The organism is Streptomyces sp. NPDC037100 (assembly GCF_055606225.1).
Window position 1 is genome coordinate 480,626 of sequence record NZ_JBVJSX010000006.1, and the last position, 26,454, is coordinate 507,079.

The 26,454-nt window shown below is 72.1% G+C and carries 24 protein-coding genes; 12 read left to right on the top strand and 12 right to left on the bottom strand.

The features are described 5' to 3' along the window. Positions 1-115: 115 nt before the first annotated feature. A complete protein-coding gene (locus ACZ7EG_RS22425) occupies positions 116-1,120 on the bottom strand; it encodes an NAD-dependent epimerase/dehydratase family protein (RefSeq protein ID WP_471081521.1) in 1,005 nt (334 codons plus the stop codon). Between the two features lie 124 nt (positions 1,121-1,244). Between ACZ7EG_RS22425 and ACZ7EG_RS22430 the strand changes: the two genes are divergently transcribed. Then, complete coding sequence (locus ACZ7EG_RS22430; RefSeq protein ID WP_471081524.1) at positions 1,245-1,976, top strand: flavodoxin family protein; 732 nt, start codon at positions 1,245-1,247, stop codon at positions 1,974-1,976. A gap of 305 nt (positions 1,977-2,281) precedes the next feature. Here ACZ7EG_RS22430 and ACZ7EG_RS22435 read toward each other — a convergent pair whose 3' ends face one another. Both ACZ7EG_RS22435 and ACZ7EG_RS22440 read right to left on the bottom strand, forming a co-directional pair. Continuing rightward, positions 2,282-3,166: a bifunctional helix-turn-helix transcriptional regulator/GNAT family N-acetyltransferase gene (locus ACZ7EG_RS22435; protein WP_471081526.1), complete on the bottom strand. Its 885-nt coding sequence runs from the start codon at positions 3,164-3,166 to the stop codon at positions 2,282-2,284. 63 nt (positions 3,167-3,229) lie between these two features. Then, positions 3,230-3,799: a cysteine hydrolase family protein gene (locus ACZ7EG_RS22440; RefSeq protein WP_471081889.1), complete on the bottom strand. Its 570-nt coding sequence runs from the start codon at positions 3,797-3,799 to the stop codon at positions 3,230-3,232. 451 nt (positions 3,800-4,250) lie between these two features. Here ACZ7EG_RS22440 and ACZ7EG_RS22445 point away from each other — a divergent pair, with 451 nt between their 5' ends. Further along, complete coding sequence (locus ACZ7EG_RS22445) at positions 4,251-5,366, top strand: winged helix DNA-binding domain-containing protein (RefSeq protein WP_471081529.1); 1,116 nt, start codon at positions 4,251-4,253, stop codon at positions 5,364-5,366. Positions 5,367-5,472: 106 nt separating this feature from the next. On the opposite strand, the gene ACZ7EG_RS22450 is transcribed toward ACZ7EG_RS22445, so the two are convergent. From ACZ7EG_RS22450 to ACZ7EG_RS22460, 3 genes are all read right to left on the bottom strand, one after another. Further along, the gene (locus ACZ7EG_RS22450) at positions 5,473-6,264 is read right to left on the bottom strand and encodes a S1 family peptidase (protein ID WP_471081533.1); all 792 of its coding nucleotides are present in this window, start codon (positions 6,262-6,264) and stop codon (positions 5,473-5,475) included. A 202-nt stretch (positions 6,265-6,466) separates the two neighbouring features. Next, positions 6,467-9,319, bottom strand: coding sequence for a helix-turn-helix transcriptional regulator (locus ACZ7EG_RS22455; protein ID WP_471081536.1), 2,853 nt, complete (start codon positions 9,317-9,319; stop codon positions 6,467-6,469). Positions 9,320-9,524: 205 nt separating this feature from the next. Beyond that, entirely contained in the window at positions 9,525-10,334 is an 810-nt protein-coding gene (locus ACZ7EG_RS22460) for a helix-turn-helix transcriptional regulator (protein WP_471081539.1), read from the bottom strand. Between the two features lie 126 nt (positions 10,335-10,460). Between ACZ7EG_RS22460 and ACZ7EG_RS22465 the strand changes: the two genes are divergently transcribed. After that, complete coding sequence (locus tag ACZ7EG_RS22465; RefSeq protein WP_471081542.1) at positions 10,461-12,140, top strand: AMP-binding protein; 1,680 nt, start codon at positions 10,461-10,463, stop codon at positions 12,138-12,140. Continuing rightward, entirely contained in the window at positions 12,137-13,723 is a 1,587-nt protein-coding gene (locus ACZ7EG_RS22470; RefSeq protein WP_471081545.1) for an AMP-binding protein, read from the top strand. The genes ACZ7EG_RS22465 and ACZ7EG_RS22470 overlap by 4 nt, the downstream gene beginning before the upstream one ends. Before the next feature lie 63 nt (positions 13,724-13,786). Here the strand turns inward: ACZ7EG_RS22470 and ACZ7EG_RS22475 are convergent, their stop codons facing one another. Together ACZ7EG_RS22475 and ACZ7EG_RS22480 are read right to left on the bottom strand one after the other, a co-directional pair. Then, positions 13,787-14,293, bottom strand: coding sequence for a GNAT family N-acetyltransferase (locus tag ACZ7EG_RS22475; protein ID WP_471081548.1), 507 nt, complete (start codon positions 14,291-14,293; stop codon positions 13,787-13,789). A gap of 28 nt (positions 14,294-14,321) precedes the next feature. Continuing rightward, entirely contained in the window at positions 14,322-15,077 is a 756-nt protein-coding gene (locus tag ACZ7EG_RS22480; protein WP_471081551.1) for a hypothetical protein, read from the bottom strand. 208 nt (positions 15,078-15,285) lie between these two features. On the opposite strand from ACZ7EG_RS22480, the gene gcl reads away from it, so the two are divergent. Next, positions 15,286-17,070 (top strand): glyoxylate carboligase, encoded by a 1,785-nt coding sequence (gene gcl, locus ACZ7EG_RS22485; protein WP_471081554.1) that lies wholly within the window; start codon positions 15,286-15,288, stop codon positions 17,068-17,070. Positions 17,071-17,185: 115 nt separating this feature from the next. Here the strand turns inward: gcl and ACZ7EG_RS22490 are convergent, their stop codons facing one another. From ACZ7EG_RS22490 to ACZ7EG_RS22505, 4 genes are all read right to left on the bottom strand, one after another. Further along, on the bottom strand, positions 17,186-17,803 hold the full coding sequence (locus tag ACZ7EG_RS22490; RefSeq protein WP_471081557.1) for a TIGR04222 domain-containing membrane protein: 618 nt from the start codon (positions 17,801-17,803) through the stop codon (positions 17,186-17,188). Between the two features lie 158 nt (positions 17,804-17,961). Beyond that, positions 17,962-18,198, bottom strand: coding sequence for a hypothetical protein (locus ACZ7EG_RS22495; protein ID WP_471081560.1), 237 nt, complete (start codon positions 18,196-18,198; stop codon positions 17,962-17,964). 458 nt (positions 18,199-18,656) lie between these two features. Further along, a complete protein-coding gene (locus ACZ7EG_RS22500) occupies positions 18,657-19,574 on the bottom strand; it encodes a 2-hydroxy-3-oxopropionate reductase (protein WP_471081563.1) in 918 nt (305 codons plus the stop codon). 25 nt (positions 19,575-19,599) lie between these two features. Then, entirely contained in the window at positions 19,600-20,421 is an 822-nt protein-coding gene (locus tag ACZ7EG_RS22505; protein ID WP_471081566.1) for a TIM barrel protein, read from the bottom strand. 160 nt (positions 20,422-20,581) lie between these two features. On the opposite strand from ACZ7EG_RS22505, the gene ACZ7EG_RS22510 reads away from it, so the two are divergent. The 7 genes from ACZ7EG_RS22510 to ACZ7EG_RS22540 all read left to right on the top strand — a co-directional run bounded on the left by ACZ7EG_RS22510 (position 20,582) and on the right by ACZ7EG_RS22540 (position 26,378). Next, positions 20,582-20,833: a YkoF family thiamine-binding protein gene (locus ACZ7EG_RS22510; protein ID WP_471081569.1), complete on the top strand. Its 252-nt coding sequence runs from the start codon at positions 20,582-20,584 to the stop codon at positions 20,831-20,833. Then, positions 20,830-21,198, top strand: coding sequence for a helix-turn-helix domain-containing protein (locus ACZ7EG_RS22515; RefSeq protein WP_471081572.1), 369 nt, complete (start codon positions 20,830-20,832; stop codon positions 21,196-21,198). Before ACZ7EG_RS22510 ends, ACZ7EG_RS22515 begins: the two co-directional genes overlap by 4 nt. A gap of 197 nt (positions 21,199-21,395) precedes the next feature. Continuing rightward, on the top strand, positions 21,396-21,908 hold the full coding sequence (uraD, locus tag ACZ7EG_RS22520) for a 2-oxo-4-hydroxy-4-carboxy-5-ureidoimidazoline decarboxylase (RefSeq protein ID WP_471081575.1): 513 nt from the start codon (positions 21,396-21,398) through the stop codon (positions 21,906-21,908). Positions 21,909-21,912: 4 nt separating this feature from the next. Continuing rightward, on the top strand, positions 21,913-22,311 hold the full coding sequence (uraH, locus tag ACZ7EG_RS22525; protein ID WP_471081578.1) for a hydroxyisourate hydrolase: 399 nt from the start codon (positions 21,913-21,915) through the stop codon (positions 22,309-22,311). A gap of 6 nt (positions 22,312-22,317) precedes the next feature. Continuing rightward, entirely contained in the window at positions 22,318-23,265 is a 948-nt protein-coding gene (gene pucL / locus ACZ7EG_RS22530; RefSeq protein WP_471081581.1) for a factor-independent urate hydroxylase, read from the top strand. A 118-nt stretch (positions 23,266-23,383) separates the two neighbouring features. After that, a complete protein-coding gene (locus ACZ7EG_RS22535; protein ID WP_471081584.1) occupies positions 23,384-24,763 on the top strand; it encodes an 8-oxoguanine deaminase in 1,380 nt (459 codons plus the stop codon). Positions 24,764-24,989: 226 nt separating this feature from the next. Next, positions 24,990-26,378: a nucleobase:cation symporter-2 family protein gene (locus ACZ7EG_RS22540; protein WP_471081587.1), complete on the top strand. Its 1,389-nt coding sequence runs from the start codon at positions 24,990-24,992 to the stop codon at positions 26,376-26,378. The last annotated feature ends 76 nt before the right edge of the window (positions 26,379-26,454 follow it).

Genomic DNA, 26,454 nt, shown 5'->3' on the forward strand with positions numbered 1-26,454 from the left:
GTGTCCCGGCGGGCGGTCGTGGCCTAATGGCGGCGGCGCTCATCGGGCCCGTTCTTCGCGCGTCCCTGTCCGCGGCCGCGGCCGCGTCCGGAATCCGGCCCGGAGCCGCCCGGGTCTACCCCTCGCGCATCCCTGCCCGCGCGAACTCCCTCATGCCCTCCTCGAAGCCGACCTCGGGCTTCCATCCCAGTTCCGCCCGCAGCCGGGACGAGTCGGCGGTGATGTGCCGTACGTCCCCGAGCCGGTACTCACCCGTGACGACCGGCTCGGGACCGCCGTACGCGGCGGCCAGGGCCCGGGCCATCTCGCCCACGGTGTGCGGGTCGCCGCTGCCGGTGTTGTATGCGGTGAGCGTGCCCGGGGCCGCGGCCTCCGCCTCCAGTGCCACGGCGTTCGCCGCCGCCACGTCCCGCACGTGCACGAAGTCCCTGCGCTGCCGCCCGTCCTCGAAGACCCGAGGGGCCTCGCCCCGGGCGAGCGCGGAGCGGAAGAACGACGCGACACCGGCGTAGGGGGTGTCCCGGGGCATGCCCGGCCCGTACACGTTGTGGTAGCGCAGCGACACCGCCGACCCGCCGGTGCAGCGGGCCCAGGCGGCGGCCAGCTGCTCCTGGGCGAGTTTGGTCGTCGCGTACACGTTCCGCGGATCGGCCGGGGCGTCCTCGCGGACCAGCCCGGGGGAGAGGTCCTGCCCGCACTGCGGGCACGCGGGCTCGAACCGGCCCCCGTCGAGAGCGGCGACGGCCCGCGGCCCGGGCCTGACCACCCCGTGCCGCGCGCACAGGTACCGTCCCTCCCCGTACACCACCATCGACCCGGCGAGCACGAGGGTGCACACTCGCGACTCCGCCATGGCCGCGAGCAGCACGGCCGTCCCCAGGTCGTTGTGCGAGACGTAGTCCGCCGCGTCGGCGACCCCGTCACCGAGCCCGACCTTCGCGGCCTGGTGGCACACGGCGTCCACACCCGCCAGGGCACGGCCCACCGCTGCGGGGTCCCGCACGTCGGCCGCGGGATCCTCCCGCACGTCGAACACGATCGCCTCGTGCCCCCGCTCCCGCAGGGCGGCGACCACCTGAGACCCGATGAACCCGGCACCGCCGGTGACCAGTACGCGCATACGGGCACGCTAGGGGCTCACCGGCGCCGCCCCGCGGGAGCGCGGCCGTACGTCATCACTCCGTAAGACGCGCACGGGTGCGCCGAACCGCAACAAAACGGACTCCGTGCGAGACCCTGCCCCCATGACAGCACCCTCCGCATCCGATGCGGCCCACCGCTTCGACGACCTGACCGCCCTGTACGTCAACTGCACCCTCAAACCGTCCCCGCAACGCAGCCACACCCAGGGCCTGATCGACAAGAGCCGGTCGATCATGGACGGCGCGGGGGTGACCACGGAGCTGATCCGCGCCGTCGACCACGACATCGCACCCGGCGTCTACCCGGACATGACCGAGCACGGCTTCGCCTCGGACGTCTGGCCGGCGCTGTACGAGAAGGTCATGGCCGCGGACATCCTGGTCCTGGCCGGGCCGATCTGGCTGGGCGACAACAGCTCCGTCACCAAGCAGGTCATCGAGCGTCTCTACGCCTGCTCCTCGCTGCTCAATTCCCAAGGGCAGTACGCCTACTACGGCCGTGTCGGCGGTTGTCTCATCACCGGCAACGAGGACGGCATCAAGCACTGTGCGATGAACGTCCTCTACAGCCTCCAGCACCTCGGCTACACGATCCCGCCCCAGGCGGACGCCGGCTGGATCGGCGCGGCCGGCCCCGGACCGTCGTACCTGGACCCGGACTCGGGCGGCCCGGAGAACGACTTCACCAATCGCAACACCAGTTTCATGACCTGGAACCTGATGCACATCGCGGCCCTGCTGAAGCGCGCCGGAGGGGTTCCCGCCCACGGCAACCAGCGCTCGCAGTGGGACGCCGGCTGCCGCCCGGGTGCGGACAACCCCGAGCACCGCTGACCGGCGGGCCCGGCCCGGGCGCCAGTTCTTACGCGATGGTGACGCGCAATCGGAACCGATGGCCGCCCTCCGTCCCAGCGGCCACGGTGGTCACACCTGGCGCACCGAGCGATTCCAGAGCCGCTGGGACGGCCGGAACACCGGCAGCGCCGACCACCGCAGCCGCGTCGCCTTCGCCGACGCCCGGGGCAGGTGCCCGGCCGGCGACTTCATCGACGCGATGCCCGAGCGACTGACGAAGCACACCGTCACCTGCGTCAATTCCGGCCGTCGCTGCGGCTGGGTCCGATGCGGCCGCCGCCGCGTCACAGCCGCTTTTCGAACCAGTGGTGGGCGTAGGGCTCGTCGTTGAAAGCGGGGACCTCGGTGTATCCGCTGTCGCGATAGAGACCGATGGCCGCCTCCAGGGCCTTGTTGGTGTCGAGCCGCACCCGGTCGCTGCCGTGCGCGGCGGCCCGCGCCTCCAGTGCGGACAGCAGGCGTCGGGCCAGGCCCAGTCCCCGGGCCCCGGGGGAGACCCACAACCGCTTGATCTCCGCGGGGGCCCCGGCCGGCAGCTTGAGCCCGGCACAGCCCACCGGCTCGCCGTGCAACCGGGCGACGAGGAACAGCCCGCGCGGCGCACGCAATTCACCGGGGTCGGGCAGCAGGCTGTTCGCGGGGTCGAAGCCGCCGTCGAAGAGCCCCCGCAGTTCCGCCGCGTAGGACCGCAGGCAGTGCTCGGCGTCAGGGTGGTCGGGGTCCAGTGCGTCCACCAAGACCATCGAGGCGGTCAGCAGCCGCTCGACCTCCGTCATGGCGGCCGTCAGCCGCTCCCGTTGCCGGGCGTTGAGCGGGGCCAGGAGCGAGGCGGCGAGAGCGTCGCTTCGCTCGTCGAGCAGGGCACGCTCGCGCTGCCCGGCCTCGGTCAGCCGTACGGTGCGGACCCGCCGGTCGCCGGGGTGGGGCTCGACGGCGACGAGACCGTCGCGCTCCAGTGCCCGCAGCAGCCGGCTCACATACCCGGAGTCCAGACCCAGCCGTTCCCGCACGCTGCGGACGTCGTGGGTGGCGCCGTCACCGATCTGCCAGAGCAGCCGTGCCTGACCGTAGGGACGGGCACCGCCCAGGTAGTGGTCGTGCAGCACCCCCACTCGCTCGGCGACCGTCCGGTTGAAGCCTCGTACCTGCTCCACCTGCTCCGTCTTCATTCTCTGACCTTAGTCAGGCAATGGCGATGGAGCAAAGGAGCATGGGCCGCCCCTCAGGCCGCCTCAGGCCTCGCGGGGCGGGAACTCGGTCTCCTTCGCCGTGATGATCCGGGCGCCCATGTTGCGTTCCATCATCTCGAGGGCCGCGGAGGCCAGGTGGGGATGGATGGAGGCGACGGCGTCCCTCGGCACCGTCACCTCCAGGTGACGGATGTGCGCGTCCAGGGCTGAGTACAGGACGCACTGCTCGGTGACCTGGCCGGTCAGCACCACGTGTCCGACGTCCAGGCTCCACAGCAGGTAGGACAGGGGCGTCTCGAAGAAGACCGAGTGGCGGGCCTTCATGACGAAGAGCGACCGGTCGTCGGGCCGGATGGGCTCGATGAGGTGGGAGTTCGGCTGGGACAGGGCCGCGTCCAGCAGCTCTCCGTGGTGCGAACGCCACAGGCCGAAGTTGTCGTTCACGTAGATCACGGGTGCGTCCGCCTCGCGGGCCCGGCCGAGCAGCTCCGTCAGGACGGGCACGACCGGCTCGACGGACGGCACGAGGAGCTCGGCGTCCTCGTGGTCGTAGGTGTTGATCATGTCGATCACGATCAGAGCCGACCGCGTCGGGTCCGCGCCTCGTTCCATGTCCTCCACCGTCCGTCCGGTGCTGTCACTCATGGGATCCGGCGAGTTCTGGTCGGGGTGGAAGTCGAAGCATCGGATCTCCCGGGTGGAGCGTGTGGTGCGGGTTCAGGGAACGCACTGCTGAGTACCCGGGGGCGCGGCGGGCGTAACGACCCGCACGGGCGTCGTCGGTCGGTGACGACGGCGTCGCGGCGAAATCCCCCCGGGGGGGCGTGGGCCGCCTCGTACAGGGAGGTCGGCGACGTCCGCCCGGCTGATCGCCGGGCCGGGACGCGCTGCGGGCGATGGCCGCCCATGGCTTCCAGGTGCGGCTCGCCGGCCGCCCCGCCTCCGCCGGCGTCTCCGTGTTCTGCGGGGCGACCGGCGCGGCGTCCGAGAAACGGGAGCCCGGCCGACCGGGCCCGTCAGTCGCGGCCAGAACCTGTCCGCAAGTCCCGCTACCGTGCCTCACATGACGAACACCAAGCGGAGCGTCACCGGCACGGCACCCCTGCTCGACGCGCGTGCCCTCAACCGCGCGACCCTCGACCGGCAGTTGCTCCTGCGCCCCGCCCGGCTCTCCGTCGCTGCGGCCGTCGAGCACCTGCTCGGGCTCCAGGCGCAGAACGTCAAACCGCCGTACTACGCGCTCGCCGCCCGGCTCGACGGGTTCGCCCCCGAGGCGCTGTCCCGGCTGATGGCCGACCGCGAGGCCGTCCGGATCGTCACGATGCGCTCCACGATCCACACCCACACCGCGGACGACTGCCTCACCCTGCGGCCGTTGGTGCAGCCCGCCCGCGACCGGGAGCTCGTCACCTTCCGCAAGGGACTCGCCGGCGTCGACCTGGACCGGCTGGCCCGGCTCGCCCGCGACCTCGTCGAGACCGAGCCCCGCACCATGGGGCAACTGCGCGAGGCCCTGCTCCGGGAGTGGCCCGACGCCGATCCGCAGGCCCTGGCCGTCGCCGCACGCTGCCGCCTCCCGCTGGTGCAGGTGACGCCGCGCGGACTGTGGGGGCGGAGCGGGCAGGTCAGTCTCACCACCGCCGAACACTGGCTCGGCCGGCCCGCACAGCCGGCGCCCACGCCCGAGGCGGTCGTCCTGCGCTATCTCGCGGCCTTCGGCCCGGCCTCGGTGAAGGACATGCAGACCTGGGCCGGCATGACGCGCCTGCGCGACGCCTTCGAACGCCTCCGCCCGCAGCTCCTGACCTTCCGGGACGACCGCGGCGTCGAACTCTTCGACCTCCCGGAAGCCCCCCGCCCCGACCCGGACACCCCGGCACCGCCGCGGTTCCTCCCCGAGTTCGACAACCTGCTGCTCTCGCACGCCGACCGCAGCCGCGTGATCCCGCCCGAGCACCGGGGCCGCTCGTGGAAGGGCAACATGGTGTACTGCACGCTCCTCGTCGACGGCTTCCTCGCGGGGCTGTGGCGGCTGACGGAGGACGCGCTCGTGATCGAGCCCTTCGACCGCCTCACCCGCGCGCAGCGGGACGAGGTCACCACCGAGGGGGAGCGGATGCTGCGGGTCATGCACCCGGGGTCGTCGTACGACATCCGGTTCGGTGCCGTACGGACCTAGAGGGGCCGCCTCACGACATGGAACAGGGGGCGTTGCGGGCCGCTCGTGGAGGCCCGCAACGCCCCCCGGTCAATCACCTGAGGGATACTCAGGAGCTAGTGGCCGGTCACGAGTTGACCTGCGTCGTGACCAGGTTGGAGAAGGTGGTCAGCCGGGTGTAGACACCCGGGTAACCGGCCTGGGCGCAGCCTTCGCCCCAGGAAGTGATGCCTGCCAGGACGCCCCCGATGAGCAGGGGGCCGCCGCTGTCGCCCTGGCAGGTGTCCACGCCGCCGGAGGTGTATCCGGCGCACACCATCTCGCTCTTCACGAAGTCGGAGCCGTAGGAGCTCCCACAACTGGAGTCGGACACGGTCGGTACGGTCGCGGTGCGCAGCTGGTTGGAGCTGCTGCCGTTCGAGGCGGTGGTGCCCCAGCCGAGGATGCGGGCCGTGGTGCCGGCCGCGTACACCGACGTCTGGGAGGAGGAGACGTACTTCGCCGGGGTGTACGGCATCGACGTCGACAGCGTCAGCACGGCCACGTCCTCGCCGTTGGTGGCGTCGGTGTAGCTCGGGTGGATCCATATCTTGCTGACTCTGCTGACCGTGCCGTTGGTGCCGTTGAGATAGGTGCGGCCACCGACCACGCGCACGCTGCTCGTCGTCTCGCCGACCATGCAGTGCGCGGCGGTGACGACCTTGGTGGGCGAGACCAGCGTGCCGCCGCAGAACTGGTTCTGCGAGGCGTCCGTGATCTGCATGACGAACGGGTACGCGGACGTCGTGGTCGTGGTACCCCCGACGATCGGCTGGGGTGCGGCGACGGCCGAGGGGGCGGCGAGCAGCGCGGTCGTGGCGGCGGCGGCGGTCGCCGCGGCGACGGCGGCGGCCTTCTTGGCAATGCTGAACCCGAACATGGGTCTCCTTGGGAGTTGCCGGTGGGGGGTCGCGCGGGTGGTGGTGCACGGGGACCCTGACGCCGTTGTTCGGATCTCCGTGTGCCCGGCGAGCGGCACGCCCCAAAGCTAGAGCCAGCACTAGGGGGCTCCCAATGAGGGAACCCCCTAAGGGAGTTGGGCAGGGATAACCCTCGGTCCGGCTCCGTAAACCCAGGTGGGGTCAGGTCGTGCGACGGCCCGCGGCCAGCCGGACGATGTCCACCCGGGAGCGGATCCCGAGCTTGCGGTAGACCCGGGTGAGGGTCGCCTCGACGGTCTTGACGCTGATGAACAGGCGCCCCGCGATCTCCCGGTTGGTCGCGCCCTCCATCACCAGCGAGGCGACCTGACGCTCCATCGCGGCGAGCCCCTCCAGCGCGTCCAGGGCGACGGGCGGCGCGGCGGCGGCCGGTTCCACCGCCGTGGGGCCGGCCGTGGCGGCGGCGTCGACCTGCCGCAGCCAGGGCAGCGCGCGACAGCGCCGGAACAGCCGGGCGGCCTCGTCGTACGACACCGGTCCCGGCAGGGGCCTGGCGCTGGCGCGGGGGGAGGCGGCGGCCAGGGCGCGCAGGCGGGCCAGCGCGAAGGCGGCCCGGGCCTCCTCCAGCCCGTATCCGAGTCGGCCGAGCCGGTCCTGCACGGACGCCAACCGGACGATGGCGGCCTCGTGTTCGCCGCGTGCCGCCCGCACCAGCGCCTCGGCCCGGTCCAGGACGGCCAGCACGCTCTGCCGGCCCAGCCGCAGCGCGTGCGCCCGGGTCGTGTCGATGACGTCCTGGGCCTCGCCCGGCTCGCCGATGCGGACCAGGGCCTCGGCGAGGTCGCCGTGCCAGCGCCCGCGCCCGGGGTCGTTGATGCCCAGGCCCTGCTCCAGCTCCCGCACCCGGCGCAGCGACCGGACGGTGGCGGCCGGGTCGCCGGCCACCAACTGGGCGTAGCCCAGCGCCGCCAGGGCCCGCGACAGGTACATCTGGTCGCCGTCGACCTCGGCGTGGTCCGCCGCCTCGCGGGCGAAGGCCAGGGCCCGGTCGACGTCCCCGGCCGAGGCCTCCGCGAGGGAGGCGAGCATGGCCGAGGCGCCCTCGCCGATCCCGGAGTCCCGGGCGAGCCGCAGGCTCTCACGGGCCAGGTCCAGGGCCCGGCCGCAGTGTCCGGAGCGCAGTTCCGTGTCGGCGAGGAAGCGCAGGAAGTGCACCTCGCTCTCGACCATGCCGCGCCGGCGCACCTCGCGCAGCAGCGCGGTGATGGTCGCCCGCGCCTCGGGCAGCTGGTCGCTCATGATCAGCCAGCGGAACCGGGCCGACCCGGCGCCGTTGTGGTGGCAGGCCACGTAGGGGTCCTGGGGTTCCTTCAAGGCCCGTTTGACGGTCACGGGGGCGTCCGGGTGGCCCATCAGGGTCTCGGTCGAGGCCTGGAAGGACAGCGCCATCAGCTCGGTGCGCCGGTCCCCGCCCCGGGCGGCCAGCTCCGCCGCGTGCGCGGCCTCCTGGCGGGCCTCGGCGAAGTCGCCCTCGACGACCAGGCCGCGCCAGGCCAGCTGGTAGTGGACCTGGGCGAGGAGGCACGGGTCGTCACCCGCGTCGGCCAGGACCTGCGGGAAGACGGCGTCGACCTCGCCGAGGGCCTGCCCGGCCGCCTCGATGACCACCATCCAGGCCCGCACCCGCTCGGCGGGCACGGTGGCACGCGTCAGTACGTCGCGTGCGATGTCCCGGGCGAGATCGGCCTCGCCGGCGGTGATCGCGTCCTCCGCGGCCAGCAGACGCCGCTCGTCGGGGCCGGGCGTGCTGTCCGCCGGTGTGTGCCGGGCGGACAGCAGCCCGAGCGAGGCGGCCACGGAGGGCGCCCCGCGGTCCCGGGCCAGCGCGCCGGCCTCGGCGAGCCGGGCCGCGACGTCCGGGTCGGTGCCGGTGCTCGCCAGGGCCAGGTGCCGGGCCCGCTCGATCGGGTCGGAGGCCGCCGTGGACAGCGCGGCGTGCACGGCCCGCCGCTCCTGCGCCGGGGCCTCCGCGTACAGCGCGGCCGAGATCAGCGGATGCGCGAACCGCAGGGCAGGCGCCTCGGGGTCCGTGGCCAGCAGCCCCAGGGCCGCCGCCTGGGCCGTCTCGGCCTCGGCGTGCTCCCGCCCGGCGGCGTGCAGCAGCGCCAGGGTGGGACGGGCACCGGCGCTGGCGACGAGCAGGGTGCGGCGCGCCTCGTCGGACAACATCTCCAGCCGGCTCAGGACCAGGGCCCGCAGCGAGGTGGGCACGGGCAGCGGCTCGCCCGGCCGGGGCCGGGCCGGGCTCTCGGCCAGGGCCCGGCCCAGCTCCAGCGCGAAGAGCGGGTTGCCGCCGCTGGTGCGGTGGATGTCGCGGATCGTGGAGCGGGACAGGGACGTGTAGCCGCGGTGGTCGAGCAGCGCGGAGACCTGCGTACGGGTCAGCGGGCCCAGCCGGACGGCGAGCGTGTCGGGCGGGGACGCGGGCAGGTGGCGGTCGTACTCCTGGCCCTCGGTCCGCACCGCGCACAGCATCTGCACGGGCGTGTCACCCAGCCGGCGGGCCGCGAAACCGAGCAGTTCCGCGCTGGCGGCGTCCAGCCACTGGAGGTCGTCGGCGACCACGAGCACCGGGCCCTTCGCGGCGAGGACGCGCAGCGCCGACAGCACCGCCAGGCGCAGCGCGAGCCCGTCCCGCTGGAGCGTGGACTCGCCGCGGCCGGTGAGCGCCGACTCCAGGGCGGTGCGCTGCGCACCGGGCAGTGCGCCGGACACCTCGTCGAGGACCAGCCCGAACAGGTCGGCCAGCGCCAGGAAGGGCAGGTGGGATTCGGACTCGGTCGCCGAGCAGCGCAACACCGTCCGGGCGGAACCGCCGTAATCCGCGGCCAGCGCCCGCAGGACCGTCGACTTTCCAATTCCGGCGGGCCCGTGGAGCAGCACACTGCCCCCTCGGCCGAGCTGCTCACGCGCCGAGGTGAACAGATCCTCCCGGCCGATGACCAGGTCGGGGCGGCTCCTGGGAGGCTCCTGGAAGTCCCGTCGTACGGTCACCGCTCCCCTCCCTGTGTCGTGTCCTGGCCAATATTAGGCAACAGCTGTTTGAATTTCGGAGGGACGACCTCGTGAGGGAAATAACAACACGTGACGGCGGGAGAATTCACCGGACTCCCGAATGCCGCGGAACACGGGGTCGGCGCCCCCCGGGGGAACCCGTCGGCAGAGCGATCGTGCAGGCACCACCGAAAACACCACCAACCTACGGCAACCACCCGGCCCGCCGCGCGGCGACCACGGCCTCGCCGCGGGTGCGGGCCCGCAGCTTCCGCATGGCCGATCGCAGGTATCCCTTGACGGTTTCCGGCGTCACGCCCAGCCGCTCCGCGGCGACCGCGTTCGTCGCCCCCGCCGCCACGCACGTCAGCACGTCCACCTCGCGCGGTGCGAGCCGGACCCGCGCCGGCCCGGCGGACTCGGCCGTCAGCAGCGCACACACCTCGTGCACCTCCGCGCGCAGCTGCGGGTCCGCGATCCGCGGGGTCAGCGCCCGCAGGGCCGCGTGCGCCTCCCGCACCCGCTCCCACCCCGGGCCCGCTCCGGCCCCGGCGGCGAGCGTTCGGGCCTCGTCCCGGACCACCAGGGCCCGCTCCACGTCCCGCGCCGCCTCCACGGCCGCGTCCAGCATCCGCTCGCCCAGCGGCTGGGACGTGCGCAGGGCCCCGTACAGCACCCCGCGCACCCGGTGCCGCACCACCACCGGCACGGCCAGCACCGAGCGCAGCCCCTCCGCGGCCACGGGAGCGTCGTACTCGTGGCTGATCTGCCGCGACGCCGAGTAGTCCGTCACCACGCACGGCCGGGCCAGCGCCACCGTCTTGCCGCCGAGACCGGTGCCGGACGTCACCACCAACGACCGCAGGGCGTGCGTCGCCGTGCCGCTCAGTTCGCTGATGCGCATCTGCTGCCCGGCCTCCAGCAGGCCGCCGAAGGCGACGGGAAGGCCGGTGCCCCGCCGCAGACGCAGCAGCGCGTTGCGTATCTCGACCGCGTCGGACGCGTCCGTCGTCACCTGATCCGACCCTTCATCACGGCTCCTGTGCGGGCGCACCCCCCGTTCGGGGGTAGTGAGACCTGCATCACGGATTACACGATGGCTCAGAGCCGCCCGGCAATGGTCCGGCACCCAGGAGGACAGATGACATCGGCGACGGAGCTGTTCCGCGACGCGCGGGATTTCCTGCTCGAACACCGCGAGGACTACCCGACCGCCTACGAGGGCTTCCGCTGGCCCCGCCCCGAGTACTTCAACTGGGCGCTCGACTGGTTCGACGCGATCGCCGACGGCAACGACCGCACCGCCCTGCACCTCGTCGAGGAGGACGGCCGCGAGACCCGGCTGTCCTTCGGGGAAATGTCCGTACGGTCGGACCAGTTCGCCACCTGGCTGCGTCAGCGGGGCGTGCGCGCCGAGGACCGGATCCTCGTCATGCTCGGCAACCAGGCCGAACTGTGGATCACCGCCCTCGCCGCGATGAAACTGCGCGCGGTGGTCATCCCGGCCACCCCGCTGCTCGGCCCCGCCGACCTGCGCGACCGGGTCGAACGCGGCCGGGTGCGGCACGTCATCGCGCGCTCCGAGGACACCGGGAAGTTCGCCGAGGTCCCCGGCGACTACACACGCATCGCCGCGGGCGCCGCCGGTGCGGTGCCGGACGGCTGGCTGCCGCTGGACGACGCCCACGGCGCCTCCGCCGCCTTCACCCCCGACGGCCCGACCCGGGCCGACGACCCGCTGATGCTCTACTTCACCTCGGGCACCACGGCCCGGCCCAAACTCGTCGAGCACACCCACACGTCGTACCCGATCGGCCATCTGTCGACCATGTACTGGATCGGCCTGAAACCCGGCGACGTGCACCTGAACATCTCCTCGCCCGGCTGGGCCAAGCACGCCTGGTCCAATCTCTTCGCCCCCTGGAACGCCGAGGCGACGGTCTTCCTGCACAACTACACGCGTTTCGACGCCGTCCGTCTCATGACCGAGATGGACCGGGCCGGCGTCACCACCTTCTGCGCCCCGCCGACGGTGTGGCGCATGCTCATCCAGGCCGACCTGACACAGCTGCGCACCCCGCCCCGCGAGGTCGTCGCGGCCGGCGAGCCGCTCAACCCGGAGGTCATCGAGCAGGTCCGCCGCGCCTGGCACCTCACCATCCGGGACGGCTTCGGCCAGACCGAGACGGCGGTCCAGGTCGCCAACAGCCCCGGCCAGCCGCTCAAGACCGGTTCGATGGGCCGGCCCAGCCCCGGCTACCGCGTCGAACTCCTCGACCCCGTCTCCGGCGCACCGGGCGCCACGGAGGGCGAGATCGCACTCGACCTGTCGGAGCGCCCCGTCGGCCTGATGACCGGCTACCACGGCGACGCGGACCGCACGGCGGAGGCCATGGCCGGCGGCTACTACCGCACGGGCGACGTCGCCTCCCGGGACGACGAGGGCTACCTGACGTACATCGGGCGCAGCGACGACGTCTTCAAGGCCTCCGACTACAAGATCAGCCCGTTCGAGCTGGAGAGCGCCCTGCTGGAGCACGAGGCGGTCGCCGAGGCGGCGGTCGTGCCCGCCCCGGACGAACTGCGGCTCGCCGTCCCCAAGGCGTACGTGGTGCTGGCCGAGGGCTGGGAGCCCGGCCCCGACACCGCCAAGGTCCTGTTCGAGCACTCCCGCGAGGCCCTGGCCCCCTACAAGCGCATCCGCCGCCTGGAGTTCGGCGAGCTGCCCAAGACCGTCTCCGGCAAGATCCGCCGGATCGAGCTGCGTGAGGCCACGGCGGCCGGGTCGGACGCCGAGTACCGCGAGGAGGACTTCCGGTGAACTCCTACAGCCACGGCACCGGCGCGACGGCGCTGCTCGGCGACACCATCGGGGCCGATCTGGACCGGGCCGTGGCGGCCTGGCCGGACCGCGAGGCCCTGGTCGACGTGCCCTCCGGACGGCGCTGGACGTACGCCGAGTTCGGCGCGGCGGTCGACGAACTCGCCTCCGCCCTGCACGCCTCCGGTGTCGCCAAGGGCGACCGGGTGGGCATCTGGGCCGTCAACTGCCCCGAGTGGGTGCTCGTCCAGTACGCCACCGCCCGCATCGGCGCGATCATGGTGAACATCAACCCGGCGTACCGCACCCACGAGGTGGAGTACGTCCTGAAGCAGGCGGGCGTGTCCCTGCTGTTCGCCTCCCTGAGTCACAAGACGAGCGACTACCGGGCGATGGTCGATCAAGTCCGCGGCGCGGTAACGGAGTTGCGCGAGGTGGTCTATTTCGGCGATCCGAGCTGGGAGGCGCTGCTCGGGCGGGCGACTCCCGAGGCGACGTACGACGAGCTCTCCTGCGACGACCCGATCAACATCCAGTACACGTCGGGCACGACGGGCTTCCCGAAGGGCGCGACCCTCTCCCACCACAACATTCTCAACAACGGCTACTTCGTGGGTGAGTTGGTCGCCTACTCCGAGCAGGACCGGATCTGCGTCCCGGTGCCCTTCTACCACTGCTTCGGCATGGTCATGGGCAATCTCGCCGCCACCTCGCACGGCGCCTGCGTGGTCATCCCCGCCCCGTCCTTCGACCCGAAGGCCACCCTGGAGGCGGTCCAGCAGGAGCGCTGCACCTCGCTCTACGGCGTCCCGACCATGTTCATCGCGGAGCTGAACCTCCCCGATTTCGCCTCCTACGACCTCTCCTCCCTGCGCACCGGCATCATGGCGGGCTCGCCCTGCCCGGTGGAGGTGATGAAGCGGGTGGTCGCCGAGATGCACATGGCGGAGGTCTCGATCTGTTACGGCATGACCGAGACGTCCCCGGTGTCCCTGCAGACCCGCAGGGACGACGACCTGGAGCACCGCACCGGCACGGTCGGCCGGGTCCTGCCGCACATCGAGGTCAAGATCGTCGACCCGGCCACGGGAGTCACGCAACCGCGCGGCACGGCGGGCGAGTTGTGCACCCGCGGCTACAGCGTGATGCTCGGCTACTGGAACGAGCCGGAGAAGACCGCCGAGGCCGTCGACGCCGGCCGCTGGATGCACACGGGTGACCTCGCCGTGATGCGCGAGGACGGTTACGTCGAGATCGTCGGCCGCATCAAGGACATGATCATCCGGGGCGGGGAGAACATCTACCCGCGCGAGATCGAGGAGTTCCTCTACGGCCATCCCAAGATCCAGGACGTCCAGGTCGTCGGCGTCCCGCACGAGCGCTACGGCGAGGAGGTCCTGGCCTGCGTCATCGCGCGCGACCCCGACGATCCGCCCACGCTGGAGGAGCTCCGTGCCTTCTGCGAGGGGCGGTTGGCGCACTACAAGCTCCCCAGCCGGGTGCGGATCCTCGACTCCTTCCCGATGACGGTGTCCGGGAAGGTCCGCAAGGTGGAGCTGCGGGAGAGGTTCGCAGGCGGCTGAGGGCACGGCGCGGCACGGCTCGGCCGCTCCGCCGGAGGGCACGGCACGGCACGGCCGCTCCGCTCACAGCGGCTTGCGCATGCACACGCGCGGCCAGCGGTCCAGGCCGAGTTCGGCTTCCGCCGCGCGGATCGCGCGCAGGCCGGGCGTGAGGTCCGCCTCGGCGAGGGGCCGGAAGCCGAGGCGGGCGTAGTAGGGGGCGTTCCACGGCACCTCCGTGAAGGTGGTGAGCGTCAGGGCCGTCAGGCCCTCCTCGCGGGCGTGGCCGGCGGCGTGGTCCAGCAGGGCGCGGCCCACGCCCTGGCGTGCGGCGCGTGGGTGGACCGAGACCTGCTCGATGTGCAGGGCGCCGTCGACGGGTTCGGCGAGGAGGTAGGCGGCCGGCCGGCCCCGCTCGTCCACCGCCACCCAGCAGCGGCCCGCCCTTCGGTGGTGCTCCAGGGTGTCGAGCGCGGGTGGTTCGTCGTCCGCGATCTCCGGCATGCCGAGGTCGCGGAAGGGGGCGCCGGCGGCACGTTCGACGTTCTGGAGGGCGGGGAGTTCGGCGGGGGTGGCGGGACGGATGCGCATGCGGTGAGTATGCGGTGCGCGGGGGTGGTCACGGGGCCCGGTTCTCGGTACCGGTGCCGGTCATGGCCAGGGCGTCGGCCGGGGCGTTCACCGGCCTCGGCGTGCCGGTGAGGTCGAGGACGAACAAGGCGATGCCCAGGGCGTCGGCGCGGGCCCGGGCGTCGTCCGCGTACCCGGCGAGGGAGAAGTAGAGGCAGTCCGCGGACTCCGTCATGGCCGTCAGCCACAGACATTCGACGTCCCTGAGGGTCGCCGGGCGTACGGCCGGGTCCACCTGCGCGACGACACCGCGGGCGGCGAGACCGATGCCGGAGGGCGGGCGCTGGTCCGCCCTGCGTACGCCCCGGTAGCCGAGCCAGCGCAGATACAGGGCGGTGGCCGTGACGGCGTCGCGCGCGGTGCGGATCGTGACGGAGAGGAAGGGGGGCCGGGCGGCCGGGGCGGCGCGCCGGACCGTCGCCGCCTCCGGGGCCGGTGTGACGTCCGGACCGGGTGCGCCGTCCCGAGCGGCAGCGTCCTGCCTGCCCTCCACCACCGCCACCCGCAGCACCACCCCGCACGCGCACCCCACTTCCGGGCGCGGCCACTCGCCGCGTCGCCCGCAGGAGCCGCACCGCACCGTCACCCAGTCGTCCTGCCAGACCCGGTGCGAGACGGGCGTCGCCGTCCCGTCCCGGTCCAGTCGCGGGGCGACCGGCGCGCCGCACACGCACGGGTACGCCGGTGTCGTGTAGCGGTGTTCGCGGCGGCAGGCCGGGCAGCGCACCGCGACGGTCTCGGTCATGGCACTCCAGAACCGTGTCGTATCGGGACGGCGTGCCCATCGTGCCCCCTCCGGCCCTGCCCTGTCCGGCGCTTTCCGTCTCTTGACGCCCTTCGCGCGCCCCGCATACATTAATTCCAGATAGTAGAAAGTAATTTCCGCAATACGGAAGAGCTCACCGCGGGGCGCGACGGGAGTGCGAATCCGACAGCCGAAGCAGGAGTACTCGATGGCTCGAATGACCGCTGCCCGCGCGGCAGTTGAGATCCTCAAGCGCGAGGGCGTCGCCGACGCGTTCGGTGTCCCCGGCGCGGCGATCAACCCGTTCTACGCGGCGCTCAAAGCCTCCGGCGGCATCGCCCACACCCTCGCCCGGCACGTCGAGGGCGCCTCGCACATGGCCGAGGGCTACACGCGCGCCCACCCGGGCAACATCGGTGTCTGCATCGGCACTTCGGGCCCGGCCGGCACCGACATGATCACGGGTCTGTACTCCGCGACCGGCGACTCCATCCCGATCCTGTGCATCACGGGCCAGGCCCCGACCGCCGTGATCCACAAGGAGGACTTCCAGGCCGTCGACATCGCCTCCATCGCGGGGCCGGTCACCAAGATGGCCGTCACCGTGCTGGAGGCCGCGCAGGTCCCGGGCGTCTTCCAGCAGGCTTTCCACCTGATGCGCTCCGGCCGCCCCGGCCCGGTCCTCATCGACCTGCCGATCGACGTGCAGCTCACCGAGATCGAGCTCGACCCGGAGACCTACGAACCGCTCCCGGTCTACAGGCCCGCCGCGACCCGCGCCCAGATCGAGAAGGCGATCGGGATGCTGAACGCGTCCGAGCGGCCGCTGATCGTCGCCGGTGGCGGCATCATCAACGCCGACGCCGCCGAACTCCTCGTCGAGTTCGCCGAGGTGACCGGCACCCCGGTCGTCCCGACCCTGATGGGCTGGGGCACCCTGCCCGACGACCACGAGCTGAACGCCGGCATGGTCGGCCTGCAGACCTCGCACCGCTACGGCAACGCCACGTTCCTGGAGTCCGACTTCGTCCTCGGCATCGGCAACCGCTGGGCCAACCGCCACACCGGCAGGCTCGACGTCTACACCGCCGGACGGACGTTCGTCCACGTCGACATCGAGCCCACCCAGATCGGCAGGATCTTCGCCCCGGACTACGGCATCGCCTCCGACGCCAAGGCCGCCCTGGAGCTGTTCGTCGAGGTCGCCCGCGAGCTGAAGACGGCCGGCACGCTCCCCGACCGCTCCGCGTGGGCCGAGGCCGCGCAGGAGCGCAAGGCGACGCTGCAGCGCCGTACGCACTTCGACGACATCCCGATCAAGCCGCAGCGCGTCTACGAGGAGATGAACAAGGCCTTCGGCCCGGAGACCCGGTACGTCTCCGCCATCGGCCTCTCGCAGATCGCCGGTGCGCAGATGCTGCACGTCCACAGGCCCCGCCACTGGATCAACTGCGGCCAGGCCGGCCCGCTCGGCTGGACCATCCCGGCCGCCCTGGGCGTGGCCAAGGCCGACCCGGAGGCGTCCGTCGTCGCCCTCTCCGGCGACTACGACTTCCAGTTCATGCTGGAGGAGCTGGCCGTCGGCGCGCAGCACAGGATCCCGTACGTCCACGTCCTGGTGAACAACTCCTACCTGGGGCTGATCCGTCAGGCACAGCGGGCGTTCGAGATCGACTTCCAGGTGAACCTGGAGTTCGAGAACCTCAACTCGCCCGAGCTCGGCGTCTACGGCGTCGACCACGTCAAGGTCGCCGAGGGCCTCGGCTGCAAGGCGATCCGCGTCACCGATCCCGCCGAGCTGGGTGACGCCTTCGAGCAGGCCAAGAAGCTGGCCGCGGAGTACCGCGTCCCGGTCGTCGTCGAGGCGATCCTGGAACGCGTCACCAACATCTCCATGTCGACGACCAACGACATCGGCAACGTCGTGGAGTTCGAGGAGATCGCCACCGAGCCCGGCCACGCGCCGACGTCGATCAGGGCGCTGAAGGTCTGACGCGCAGGGGAGCGGAGGGGCGGCCCGTCCATGGGAGACGGGCCGCCCCCCTCGTATGCCCGTGCCGCGTCGCCGCGCATGACCGCTCACTCACGCACGGGGGGCCGGCTCCGGGTCAGCTCCCGCCGCCTCCGCATCCGCCCCCGCCTCCGCCGCAGTAGTGGTGGCCCCCGCCCCCGCCGGCCCCGCCGCGCGGTGAGTTCTTGAGGAGGCTCTTGCCTCCCACCTCGGCCCGGCGGACCAGACCCGCCCGCAGGGCGAAGCGCGGCACCAGCACCCGCAGGGCCGCCTCACCGTGCAGGGCGACCAGCAGCAGGCGTTCGCGGTCGGTCAGACCCTGCCGGCTCGTCGGCAGGGGATGGACGTCCTGCACAGCCCGGACATGGCGGCGGGCGGCGCGCGTCGGGCCGAGCAGGGGATAGCGCAGCAGCCCCGCCTCGGCGAGCGGGATGCGCATGACGGCCACCGCGAGGCGGACTTCCGGATCCTTCACCAAGGCCTTCGGAGCCGCGGGCGCGCGCAGACAGGCGTGCACCGCGGCAGCCAGGGGAGAGGGCGGCCGCTCCGCCCGCCCGGCGTCCGCGACACCCGCCCGGACGGTCCCGGGCAGATCTGCCTCCACCAGGCCCCTCAGATGCAGGTCCACCACGGCGACGGTGATGGCGGCCCGCGGGCCTTCCCCCAGCAGTGCGATCTCGTGCGGCTCCAGCCGGACCGCCGTGCCGTCGCTCATGGCCTCACCCCCGTACCGGGGCCCGCAGCCCCCGTGCCGGCGGGCCCCGTGTGACGAGAATGTGCCCGGCCCCGGGGGCAGTTGAAGCCCCCGGGGCCGGGTTCAGAGGTTCATTTGAGGGTTCCGTACGGGCTGTACGACCGGTGCCGTAGGCGCGCTCACACCTCGTGGTGTTCCGACAGCCCCGGCCAGTCGTCCGGCCCGCCGCCCTGCCACTCGACGAGGTCGCTCTCGGCGACGTCGGTGACGTACAGGTCGGCCAGGCGCAGGATCTCGGCGACGTCGTCGGTGTGGGTGGCGACGCCCAGCGGCTCCTCGCCCAGGGTGACCCGGCGCGAGCCGTCCAGGGCGGGGGCGTGGACCACGACGTGCGGTTGCTCGGTGGGAGGTGCCATGCCTTCAGGCTGCTGCGAACGGGACCTATCCGCACCCTGAGAGGGCTTGGCCGTCCGGCGGCGCGAGGCTGGGCGCGACAGGACGTTCGCGCCGCCGGACGGGGTCTGGAGGACAGGGGTGGTGCTGGGACCGCGGCGGGTGCGACGGGCGCCGGGGCGGGCTTCCCTCAGGTCGAGAAGCCGGCCCGGGCCCTTCACCACCGCACTGGCTCGCAGCCGCCGCGGTCTGCGCCCTGACCGTGTCCGTGCCCGGGGGACCACCCCTCATCCGGGTCGCCCCGGGCGGTCGGGCACGGTCAGGGAGTTCGGTTCTCGCGCAGGGCGCGGACCGCCTCCTCCACGCGCCGCCCGTACCCGGGGTCGGCGGCGTGGAAGTGTGTCTCTGGGCGCGACAGGACAGGTGTCAGCGGTGGCGCCGCCCGGGATCGGGCCCCCGGGCTGCGAGGGCCGGGGGAGGGTCAGAGCTGCGCGCCGGAGAGCCGCTCCACGGCCCGCAGCAGCGCCGAGTGGTCGAGGCCGCCGTCGCCCTGCGCCCGCAGGCTCGCGATGAGCTGGGCGACCACGGCACCCACGGGCAGGGCCGCGCCGACGTTGCGGGCGGCGTCCGTGACGATGCCCATGTCCTTGTGGTGCAGGTCGATCCGGAAGCCCGGCTCGAAGTCCCGGCCGAGGAAGTTGTCCTTCTTGCGGGTCAGCGCGGTCGAGCCGGCGAGTCCGCCGCCCAGGACGTCCAGGGCGGCCTTCAGGTCCACGCCGGACTTCTCCAGGAACACCACGGCCTCGGCGCACGCCTGGATGTTCACGGCGACGATCAGCTGGTTGGCGGCCTTCACCGTCTGGCCGGAGCCGTGCGGGCCGCACAGCACGATGGTCTTGCCGAGCGCCTCGAAGATCGGCTTCGCGGCGTCGAAGTCGGCCTGCTCGCCGCCGACCATGATGGACAGCACGGCCTCGATGGCACCGGCCTCGCCGCCGGACACCGGGGCGTCCAGGACGCGGATGCCCTTGTCCTTCGCCGCCTTCGCCAGGTCGACCGAGGTCTGCGGGGTGATCGAGGACATGTCGATCAGCAGCGCGCCGGACCTCGCGTTGGCCAGGATGCCGTCCGGGCCGTAGGCGATGGCCTCGACCTGCGGGGAGGCCGGGACCATCGTGATGACGACGTCGGCGTCCTTCACGGCCTCGGCGATCGATCCGGCGGCGGTGCCACCGGCGGCGGCCAGGCGGTCCAGCTTGTCCCGCTCCAGCGTGTAGCCGGTGACCTGGTAACCCGCCTTGATCAGGTTCTCGGACATGGGGGAGCCCATGATGCCGAGGCCGATCCAGGCGACCGCCGGGCGGGTCGGGTGGGGGGAGGCCGCGAGTGCGTTGCTCATGCTGGGGTGCCTTTCGGTACGGGGGTCAGCGGGACAGCCAGTCGAAGGCCTCGGCGCTCGGGCGGTCGCCCGGCTTGTACTCGAGGCCGACCCAGCCGTCGTAACCCGCCTTCTTCAGCCGGTCGAGGAGGTCTTCGAGGGGCAGCGAGCCCGTGCCCGGTGCGCCGCGCCCCGGGTTGTCGGCGATCTGCACATGCCCGGTCTTCGAGGCGAACCGCTCGATCACCGCCGGGAGGTCCTCGCCGTTCATGGACAGGTGGTAGAGGTCCATGAGGAAGCGGGCGTTGCCCAGCCCCGTCGCCTCGTTGACCCGGTCGACGACCTCGACGGCCGCCGGGGCCGACACCAGCGGGTACAGCGGCGACTCGGGCTGGTTCAGCGCCTCGATCAGCAGGACCGCGCCGACCCGGTCGGCGGCGCGGGCCGCGAGGACCAGGTTCTCCAGCGCGAGCGCGTCCTGCTCGGCCGGGTCCACGCCCTCGACTCGGTTGCCGTACAGGGCGTTGAGGGCCGGGCAGCCCAGGGTGGCGGCGAAGTCGGCTGCCACGTCGATGTTGGCGCGGAACCGATCCGACTCCTCGCCGGGAACCGACAGGGCGCCGCGGTCGGGGCCCGGCAGCCGCCCGGCGTAGAAGTTCAGGCCGGTGAGCTGGACGCCGGCGTCCTCGATCGCGCGCTTGAGGGCGTCGGGCCCGGACCGCTCGGGGACGGGCGAGTCGGCCCAGGGCCACCACAGCTCGACCGCGGTGAAGCCCGCCGCGGCGGCGGCCGCGGGGCGCTCCAGGAGGGGGAGCTCCGTGAAGAGGATCGACAGGTTGACGTTGAAGCGCTGGTCTGCGAATCCCATCGGGGCGGCGCTCCCTTCCTTGTCTGCCGTGGTGAGCCTTCCACGGCATCATTTCCGTATTATGGAATCTCATTTCTGCTTAACGGAAGACTGCCCGTGGGGTGAGAGGGCTGTCAAGAGGGGCTGCCGGAAAGCCCGCCCCGCGCGTTAGGTTGAGCGCGTGCGACTGAGAGTGGAGTTCACGACCGAGCCGTTCGACCTGGACGAGGCGCCCGCGCACGCGGTGGTGGCCCGCGAGGTCGTGGAGGCCGCCGAGCTGGACGCCGTCGACGTGGGCCCGTTCGGCAACACCGCTGAGGGCGGTGCCGACGCGGTGCTCACCGCCGTGGACACCCTCCTCCGCAAGACCCTGGAGGCGGGTGCCACCCGCGTCTCGCTCCAGGTCAACGTGGTCAAGGAGGGTCAGGCGTGAGTGGCACAGGGGACGAGCCGTTCATCGCGGCCGTGAAACCCCTGGTCGACGCCATGGGCGGCGAGATGATCCCGCCCGACGAGGCCGGCCCCGACGACGTCGTCCTGGCCTGGGAGGGCAGGGGCGCCGTCGCCGTACGGCTGCCGCAGCTCGCCGACTCCCTCGATCACATCCTGGCCGCCATGGAGCGCCGCAAGGGCATGCCGCTGGCCGATCTGGACCGCAGGGCCAAGCAGGAGGTCGTACGGATACTCGAGGCGCGCGGCGCCTTCTCCGTGCGGCACGGGGTGGAGACGGTGGCGAGTGCCCTCGGCGTCAGCCGCTTCACCGTCTACAACTACCTCAACCGTGAGAAGGGGGCCTGACGGGCCCCGGACACAACCCGGGGCCTGACGGGCCCCGGACGGCAACTGTGAGGCCGGAGCCTGACCGGCCCCGGGTGTTTCGGTCCGGTTTCGTGCCGCCGAATTTTCAACAAACTGTTGACGTGCTGTCGGGCGAGGGCGTTAGCTGTCGGCACGCCCGTTCAGCACGAAGGCCGAATCCGGCCACGGAGGCTCCCGTGACGTCCACTTCCACGCCGCCGGGCCTGACCCGGTTCAACACCCTCGAGGAGCACGCGGCCTTCACCGCACTCCACGAGGCGTGCGCCGCCACGGCGTGGGCGAAACGCCTGCTGTCCGCCCGCCCCTACGCCACCGCCGAGGACCTGTACGCCGCCAGCGACGCCGCCATGGCGGAGCTGACGGCCACCGACCTCGACGAGGCGATGGCCGGCCACCCGCCCATCGGCCGTCCCAAGCCCGGTGACCCCACCTCGGCGCGGGAGCAGCGCGGCATGGCCGGTGCCTCCGACGCACTCAGGGCACAGATGCTGGAGTTGAACCTCGCCTACCAGGAGAAGTTCGGCCACGTCTTCCTGATCTGCGCCACCGGCCGCACCGGCGAGCAGATGCGTGACGCGGTCAGAGAGCGGCTCGGCAACACGCCGGAGCAGGAGCGGGAGATCGTCCGCACCGAACTGGGGAAGATCAACCGCATCCGCCTGGCCCGGCTCGTCGAAGAGGAAGCCTGACCCCATGAGCACCAGCACCACCGCCTCCGTGTCCACGCACATCCTGGACACCAGCGTCGGCCGCCCCGCCGAGGGCGTCGCCGTCCGGCTCGCCGCCCGCTCCGGGCGCGCGGCGGACTGGCAGGCGCTCGGCGGATCCGCGACCGACGCGGACGGCCGGTGCAAGGACCTCCCGGCGCTGCCGGAAGGCACCACCCACGTACGGCTCGACTTCGCGGTGGAGCCGTACTTCGAAGAATCTGCGAAGAAGCAAGCCGATGCGCAGCAGGACGCCCCCGCGAATCGGGACAGCGGTGCCTTCTTTCCGGAGGTGGCGATCACCTTCGCCGTCGAGGCCGGTGAGCACTACCACGTACCGCTGCTGCTCAACCCGTTCGGCTACTCCGTATACCGAGGGAGCTAGCTAAAGATGGCAGACACTTCCCGCCCTGCCCGCCCCGTGATCCTGGGACAGAACCAGTACGGCAAGGCCGAGAACCGAGTCGTCAAGATCACGCGGGACGGCGCCATCCACCACATCAAGGACCTCAACGTCTCCGTCGCGCTGAGCGGCGACATGGACGAGGTCCACTACTCCGGCGCCAACGCCAACGTCCTGCCGACCGACACCACCAAGAACACGGTGTACGCGTTCGCCAAGGAACACGGCATCGAGTCCGCCGAACAGTTCGGCATCCACCTCGCCCGGCACTTCGTCACCAGCCAGGAGCCGATCCACCGGGCCCGGATCCGCATCGAGGAGTACGCCTGGGAGCGGATCGAGGCCTCCGACGCCACCTCGCGGTCCAGCGGCGCCGACGAGGCCAAGCACTCCTTCGTCCGCAAGGGCCAGGAGGTCCGGCTGACCCAGATCACCTACGACGGCTCGTCGTGGGAGGTCGTCTCCGGCCTGAAGGACCTGGTCGTGATGAACTCGACCGACTCCGAGTTCTGGGGTTACGTCAAGGACAAGTACACGACGCTGAAGGAGGCCTACGACCGCATCCTGGCCACCGAGGTCTCCGGCCGCTGGCGGTTCAACTGGACCGACGACGAGCAGCGCATGCCGAACTGGGAGAAGTCCTACGAGCAGGTGAAGAAGCACATGCTCCAGGCGTTCGCCGAGACCTACTCGCTCTCGCTCCAGCAGACCCTGTACGAGATGGGTTCGCGGATCATCGACAACCGCGGCGAGATCGACGAGGTCCGCTTCTCCCTCCCGAACAAGCACCACTTCCTGGTCGACCTGGAGCCGTTCGGGCTGAAGAACGACAATGAGGTGTACTACGCCGCCGATCGCCCCTACGGCCTGATCGAGGCGACGATCCTGCGGGACGGATGCGAGGCGCGGATCCCCGTGGACCTCACCAACCTCTGAGGTTCCCTCTTTCGGCACCCGTGGCCGGGGAACCCTTCTCCCGGCCACGGCACTCAAATCTCCCGGGGTCCTGCCGTGCCCTCTCCAATTCAGCACACTTCGTGAAAAGGGACGAACCATGGCAGCAGACCGGCGCATCGTCATCGAGAACTGCGCGATCGCGACCGTCGACGGACACGACACCGAGTACGCCTCCGGGCACGTCGTCCTCACCGGCAACCGCATCGAGTCCCTCGGCGAGGGCGCGGCCCCCGAGGGCCTGGAGAACGTCGTACGCCGCATCGACGCCTCCGGCCACCTCGTGACGCCCGGGCTGATCAACACCCACCACCACTTCTACCAGTGGATCACCCGCGGCCTGGCCACGGACCACAACCTCTTCGACTGGCTCGTCGCGCTGTACCCGACCTGGGCGCGCATCGACGAGCCGATGGTCCGCGCCGCCGCCCAGGGGTCCCTCGCGATGATGGCCCGCGGCGGCGTCACCACCGCCATGGACCACCACTACGTCTTCCCGCGGGGCTCCGGTGACCTCTCCGGCGCGATCATCGGCGCCGCCCGCGACATGGGCGTCCGCTTCACCCTCGCCCGCGGCTCCATGGACCGCAGCGAGAAGGACGGCGGTCTGCCCCCGGACTTCGCCGTGGAGACCCTCGACGGTGCGCTCGCGGCCACCGAGGAGACCGTGCGGCAGCACCACGACTCCTCCTTCGGCGCCATGACCCAGGTCGCCGTCGCGCCCTGCTCGCCCTTCTCCGTCTCCACCGAACTGCTCCGCGACGGCGCCCGGTTGGCCCGCCGCCTCGGCGTCCGCCTCCACACCCACGGCTCGGAGACCGTGGAGGAGGAGAAGTTCTGCCACGAACTGTTCGGCATGGGCCCGACCGACTACTTCGAGTCCACCGGCTGGCTCGGCGAGGACGTGTGGATGGCGCACTGCGTCCACATGAACGACTCCGACATCGCCGCCTTCGCCCGGTCCCGGACCGGCGTCGCGCACTGCCCGTCCTCCAACGCCCGCCTCGCCGCGGGGATCGCCCGCGTCCCCGACATGCTCGCGGCCGGCGTCCCCGTCGGCCTCGGCGTCGACGGCACCGCCTCCAACGAGTCCGGCGAACTCCACACCGAGCTGCGCAACGCCCTCCTCATCAACCGCCTCGGCGGCCACAAGGAGGCCGCGCTGAACGCCCGTCAGGCCCTGCGTCTCGGCACGTACGGCGGCGCCCAGGTCCTCGGCCGGGCGGCGGAGACCGGCTCCCTGGAGCCCGGCAAGCTCGCCGACCTCGTGCTGTGGAAGCTGGACACGCTCGCCCACGCCTCCATCGCCGACCCGGTGACCGCCCTGGTGTTCGGCGCGGCCGCCCCGGTCACCGCCTCGTTCGTGGACGGCCGGCAGATCGTCGAGGACGGGCGGCTGCTCACGGCCGACGAGGACGCCATCGCCCGCGCCACGCGGGACGAGGCCCGACGGCTGGCGAAGATCGCCGCCGAGGCCTGACCACCCGGATGACTTCCGGCCGGGAGGGACGGCTCCCGGCCGGTGGCCGTGGACCCGAGCGGGGTCCACGGCGGTCGTCTCCGGGGTGCACGCCCACGCGTGCGCCCCGGAACGGCCAACCCCGCCCGCCGCACGTCCGGTCCCGCACGACCACTCCCGCACCACCTCCTTGACACCCACGGCGGCGTTCCGACGCGGCCGTGCAACCGACCGGAGGGACGCCGCCGTGGCCGACCACCCCGTTGACGAGAAACTCCCCGCGCTCAAGATGGCGACGACCGGCCTGCAGCACGTGGCCGCCATGTACGCGGGTGTCGTCGCCCCGCCCCTGATCGTCGGCGCGGCCATCGGCCTCACCGCCGGCGACCTGACCTTCCTCACCGGCGCCTGCCTGTTCACCGCGGGCCTCGCCACCTTCCTGCAGACCCTCGGTGTCTGGAAGATCGGCGCCCGGCTGCCGTTCGTCAACGGCGTCACCTTCGCCGGTGTCGCCCCGATGACCGCCATCGTCGCCTCCACCGACGACAAGTCCCACGCCCTGCCCGTCATCTTCGGCGCGGTCATCGTCGCCGGGCTCCTGGGCTTCCTGGCCGCCCCCGTCTTCTGCAAGGCGATCCGCTTCTTCCCGCCCGTCGTGACCGGCACGGTCATCACCCTGATCGGCATATCCCTGCTGCCGGTCGCCTTCGGCTGGGCCCAGGGACCGAACCCGGCGGCCCACGACTACGGTTCGGCGACCAACCTGGGCCTCGCCGCCGTCACCCTGCTGATCGTGCTGCTCCTGCGCCGCTTCACCACGGGCTTCGTCAAGCAGATCGCCGTGCTGCTCGGGCTGGTGATCGGCACGCTCATCGCGATCCCGTTCGGCGCCACGGACTTCGGTCCCGTCACCGACGCGGCCGTCATCGGCTTCCCCACCCCCTTTCACTTCGGCGCCCCGCAGTTCCAGCTCGCCGCGATCGTCTCGATGTGCGTGGTGATGGTGGTGTCGATGACCGAATCGACCGCCGACATGCTGGCGTTGGGCGAGATCGTCGAGCGCCCGGCCGACGAGAGGACCATCGCGGCCGGCCTGCGCGCCGACACCCTCGGCTCGGCGATCAGCCCCCTCTTCAACGGCTTCATGTGCAGTGCCTTCGCGCAGAACATCGGCCTGGTCGCCATGACGAAGATCCGCAGCCGATATGTCGTGGCGGCGGGCGGCGGCTTTCTGGTGCTGATGGGCCTGTGCCCGATGGCGGCCTCGCTGATCGCCGTCGTGCCGCGCCCGGTGCTCGGCGGGGCGGGCGTGGTCCTGTTCGGCTCGGTCGCCGCCAGCGGCATCCAGACCCTGGTCCGGGCCGCCCTGGACAAGGACAACAACGTCCTGATCGTGGCCGTCTCCCTGGCCGTCGGCATCGTCCCCATCACGGCGCCGGAGTTCTACCACGCCTTCCCGGAGACGGCCCGGATCGTCCTGGACTCGGGCATCTCGACGGGATGTGTGGCCGCCGTGCTGCTCAACCTCGTCTTCAACCACCTGGGCCGGGGCGACCGCGACGCCCACGACGTGACCCACCCGATGGAGGCGGGCGAGGAGCTCACGAACGTACCGAAGGCGCCGGCCGCGTCATGAGGCGGCCGGCCTCCGCTTAGGCTTCTGCCTTGGTCAACTCCTGGTTGACCGAGGGATCAGGGGACGAGGGGGAGAG

Excerpts from the sequence above, each read along its gene's own strand:
- ACZ7EG_RS22425 (WP_471081521.1), bottom strand. The coding sequence starts at position 1,120 with ATGCGCGTACTGGTCACCGGCGGTGCCGGGTTCATCGGGTCTCAGGTG.
- ACZ7EG_RS22430 (WP_471081524.1), top strand. The coding sequence starts at position 1,245 with ATGACAGCACCCTCCGCATCCGATGCGGCCCACCGCTTCGACGACCTG.
- ACZ7EG_RS22435 (WP_471081526.1), bottom strand. The coding sequence starts at position 3,166 with ATGAAGACGGAGCAGGTGGAGCAGGTACGAGGCTTCAACCGGACGGTC.
- ACZ7EG_RS22440 (WP_471081889.1), bottom strand. The coding sequence starts at position 3,799 with ATGGAACGAGGCGCGGACCCGACGCGGTCGGCTCTGATCGTGATCGAC.
- ACZ7EG_RS22445 (WP_471081529.1), top strand. The coding sequence starts at position 4,251 with ATGACGAACACCAAGCGGAGCGTCACCGGCACGGCACCCCTGCTCGAC.
- ACZ7EG_RS22450 (WP_471081533.1), bottom strand. The coding sequence starts at position 6,264 with ATGTTCGGGTTCAGCATTGCCAAGAAGGCCGCCGCCGTCGCCGCGGCG.
- ACZ7EG_RS22465 (WP_471081542.1), top strand. The coding sequence starts at position 10,461 with ATGACATCGGCGACGGAGCTGTTCCGCGACGCGCGGGATTTCCTGCTC.
- ACZ7EG_RS22475 (WP_471081548.1), bottom strand. The coding sequence starts at position 14,293 with ATGCGCATCCGTCCCGCCACCCCCGCCGAACTCCCCGCCCTCCAGAAC.
- ACZ7EG_RS22480 (WP_471081551.1), bottom strand. The coding sequence starts at position 15,077 with ATGACCGAGACCGTCGCGGTGCGCTGCCCGGCCTGCCGCCGCGAACAC.
- gcl (WP_471081554.1), top strand. The coding sequence starts at position 15,286 with ATGGCTCGAATGACCGCTGCCCGCGCGGCAGTTGAGATCCTCAAGCGC.
- ACZ7EG_RS22490 (WP_471081557.1), bottom strand. The coding sequence starts at position 17,803 with ATGAGCGACGGCACGGCGGTCCGGCTGGAGCCGCACGAGATCGCACTG.
- ACZ7EG_RS22495 (WP_471081560.1), bottom strand. The coding sequence starts at position 18,198 with ATGGCACCTCCCACCGAGCAACCGCACGTCGTGGTCCACGCCCCCGCC.
- ACZ7EG_RS22500 (WP_471081563.1), bottom strand. The coding sequence starts at position 19,574 with ATGAGCAACGCACTCGCGGCCTCCCCCCACCCGACCCGCCCGGCGGTC.
- ACZ7EG_RS22505 (WP_471081566.1), bottom strand. The coding sequence starts at position 20,421 with ATGGGATTCGCAGACCAGCGCTTCAACGTCAACCTGTCGATCCTCTTC.
- uraH (WP_471081578.1), top strand. The coding sequence starts at position 21,913 with ATGAGCACCAGCACCACCGCCTCCGTGTCCACGCACATCCTGGACACC.
- pucL (WP_471081581.1), top strand. The coding sequence starts at position 22,318 with ATGGCAGACACTTCCCGCCCTGCCCGCCCCGTGATCCTGGGACAGAAC.
- ACZ7EG_RS22535 (WP_471081584.1), top strand. The coding sequence starts at position 23,384 with ATGGCAGCAGACCGGCGCATCGTCATCGAGAACTGCGCGATCGCGACC.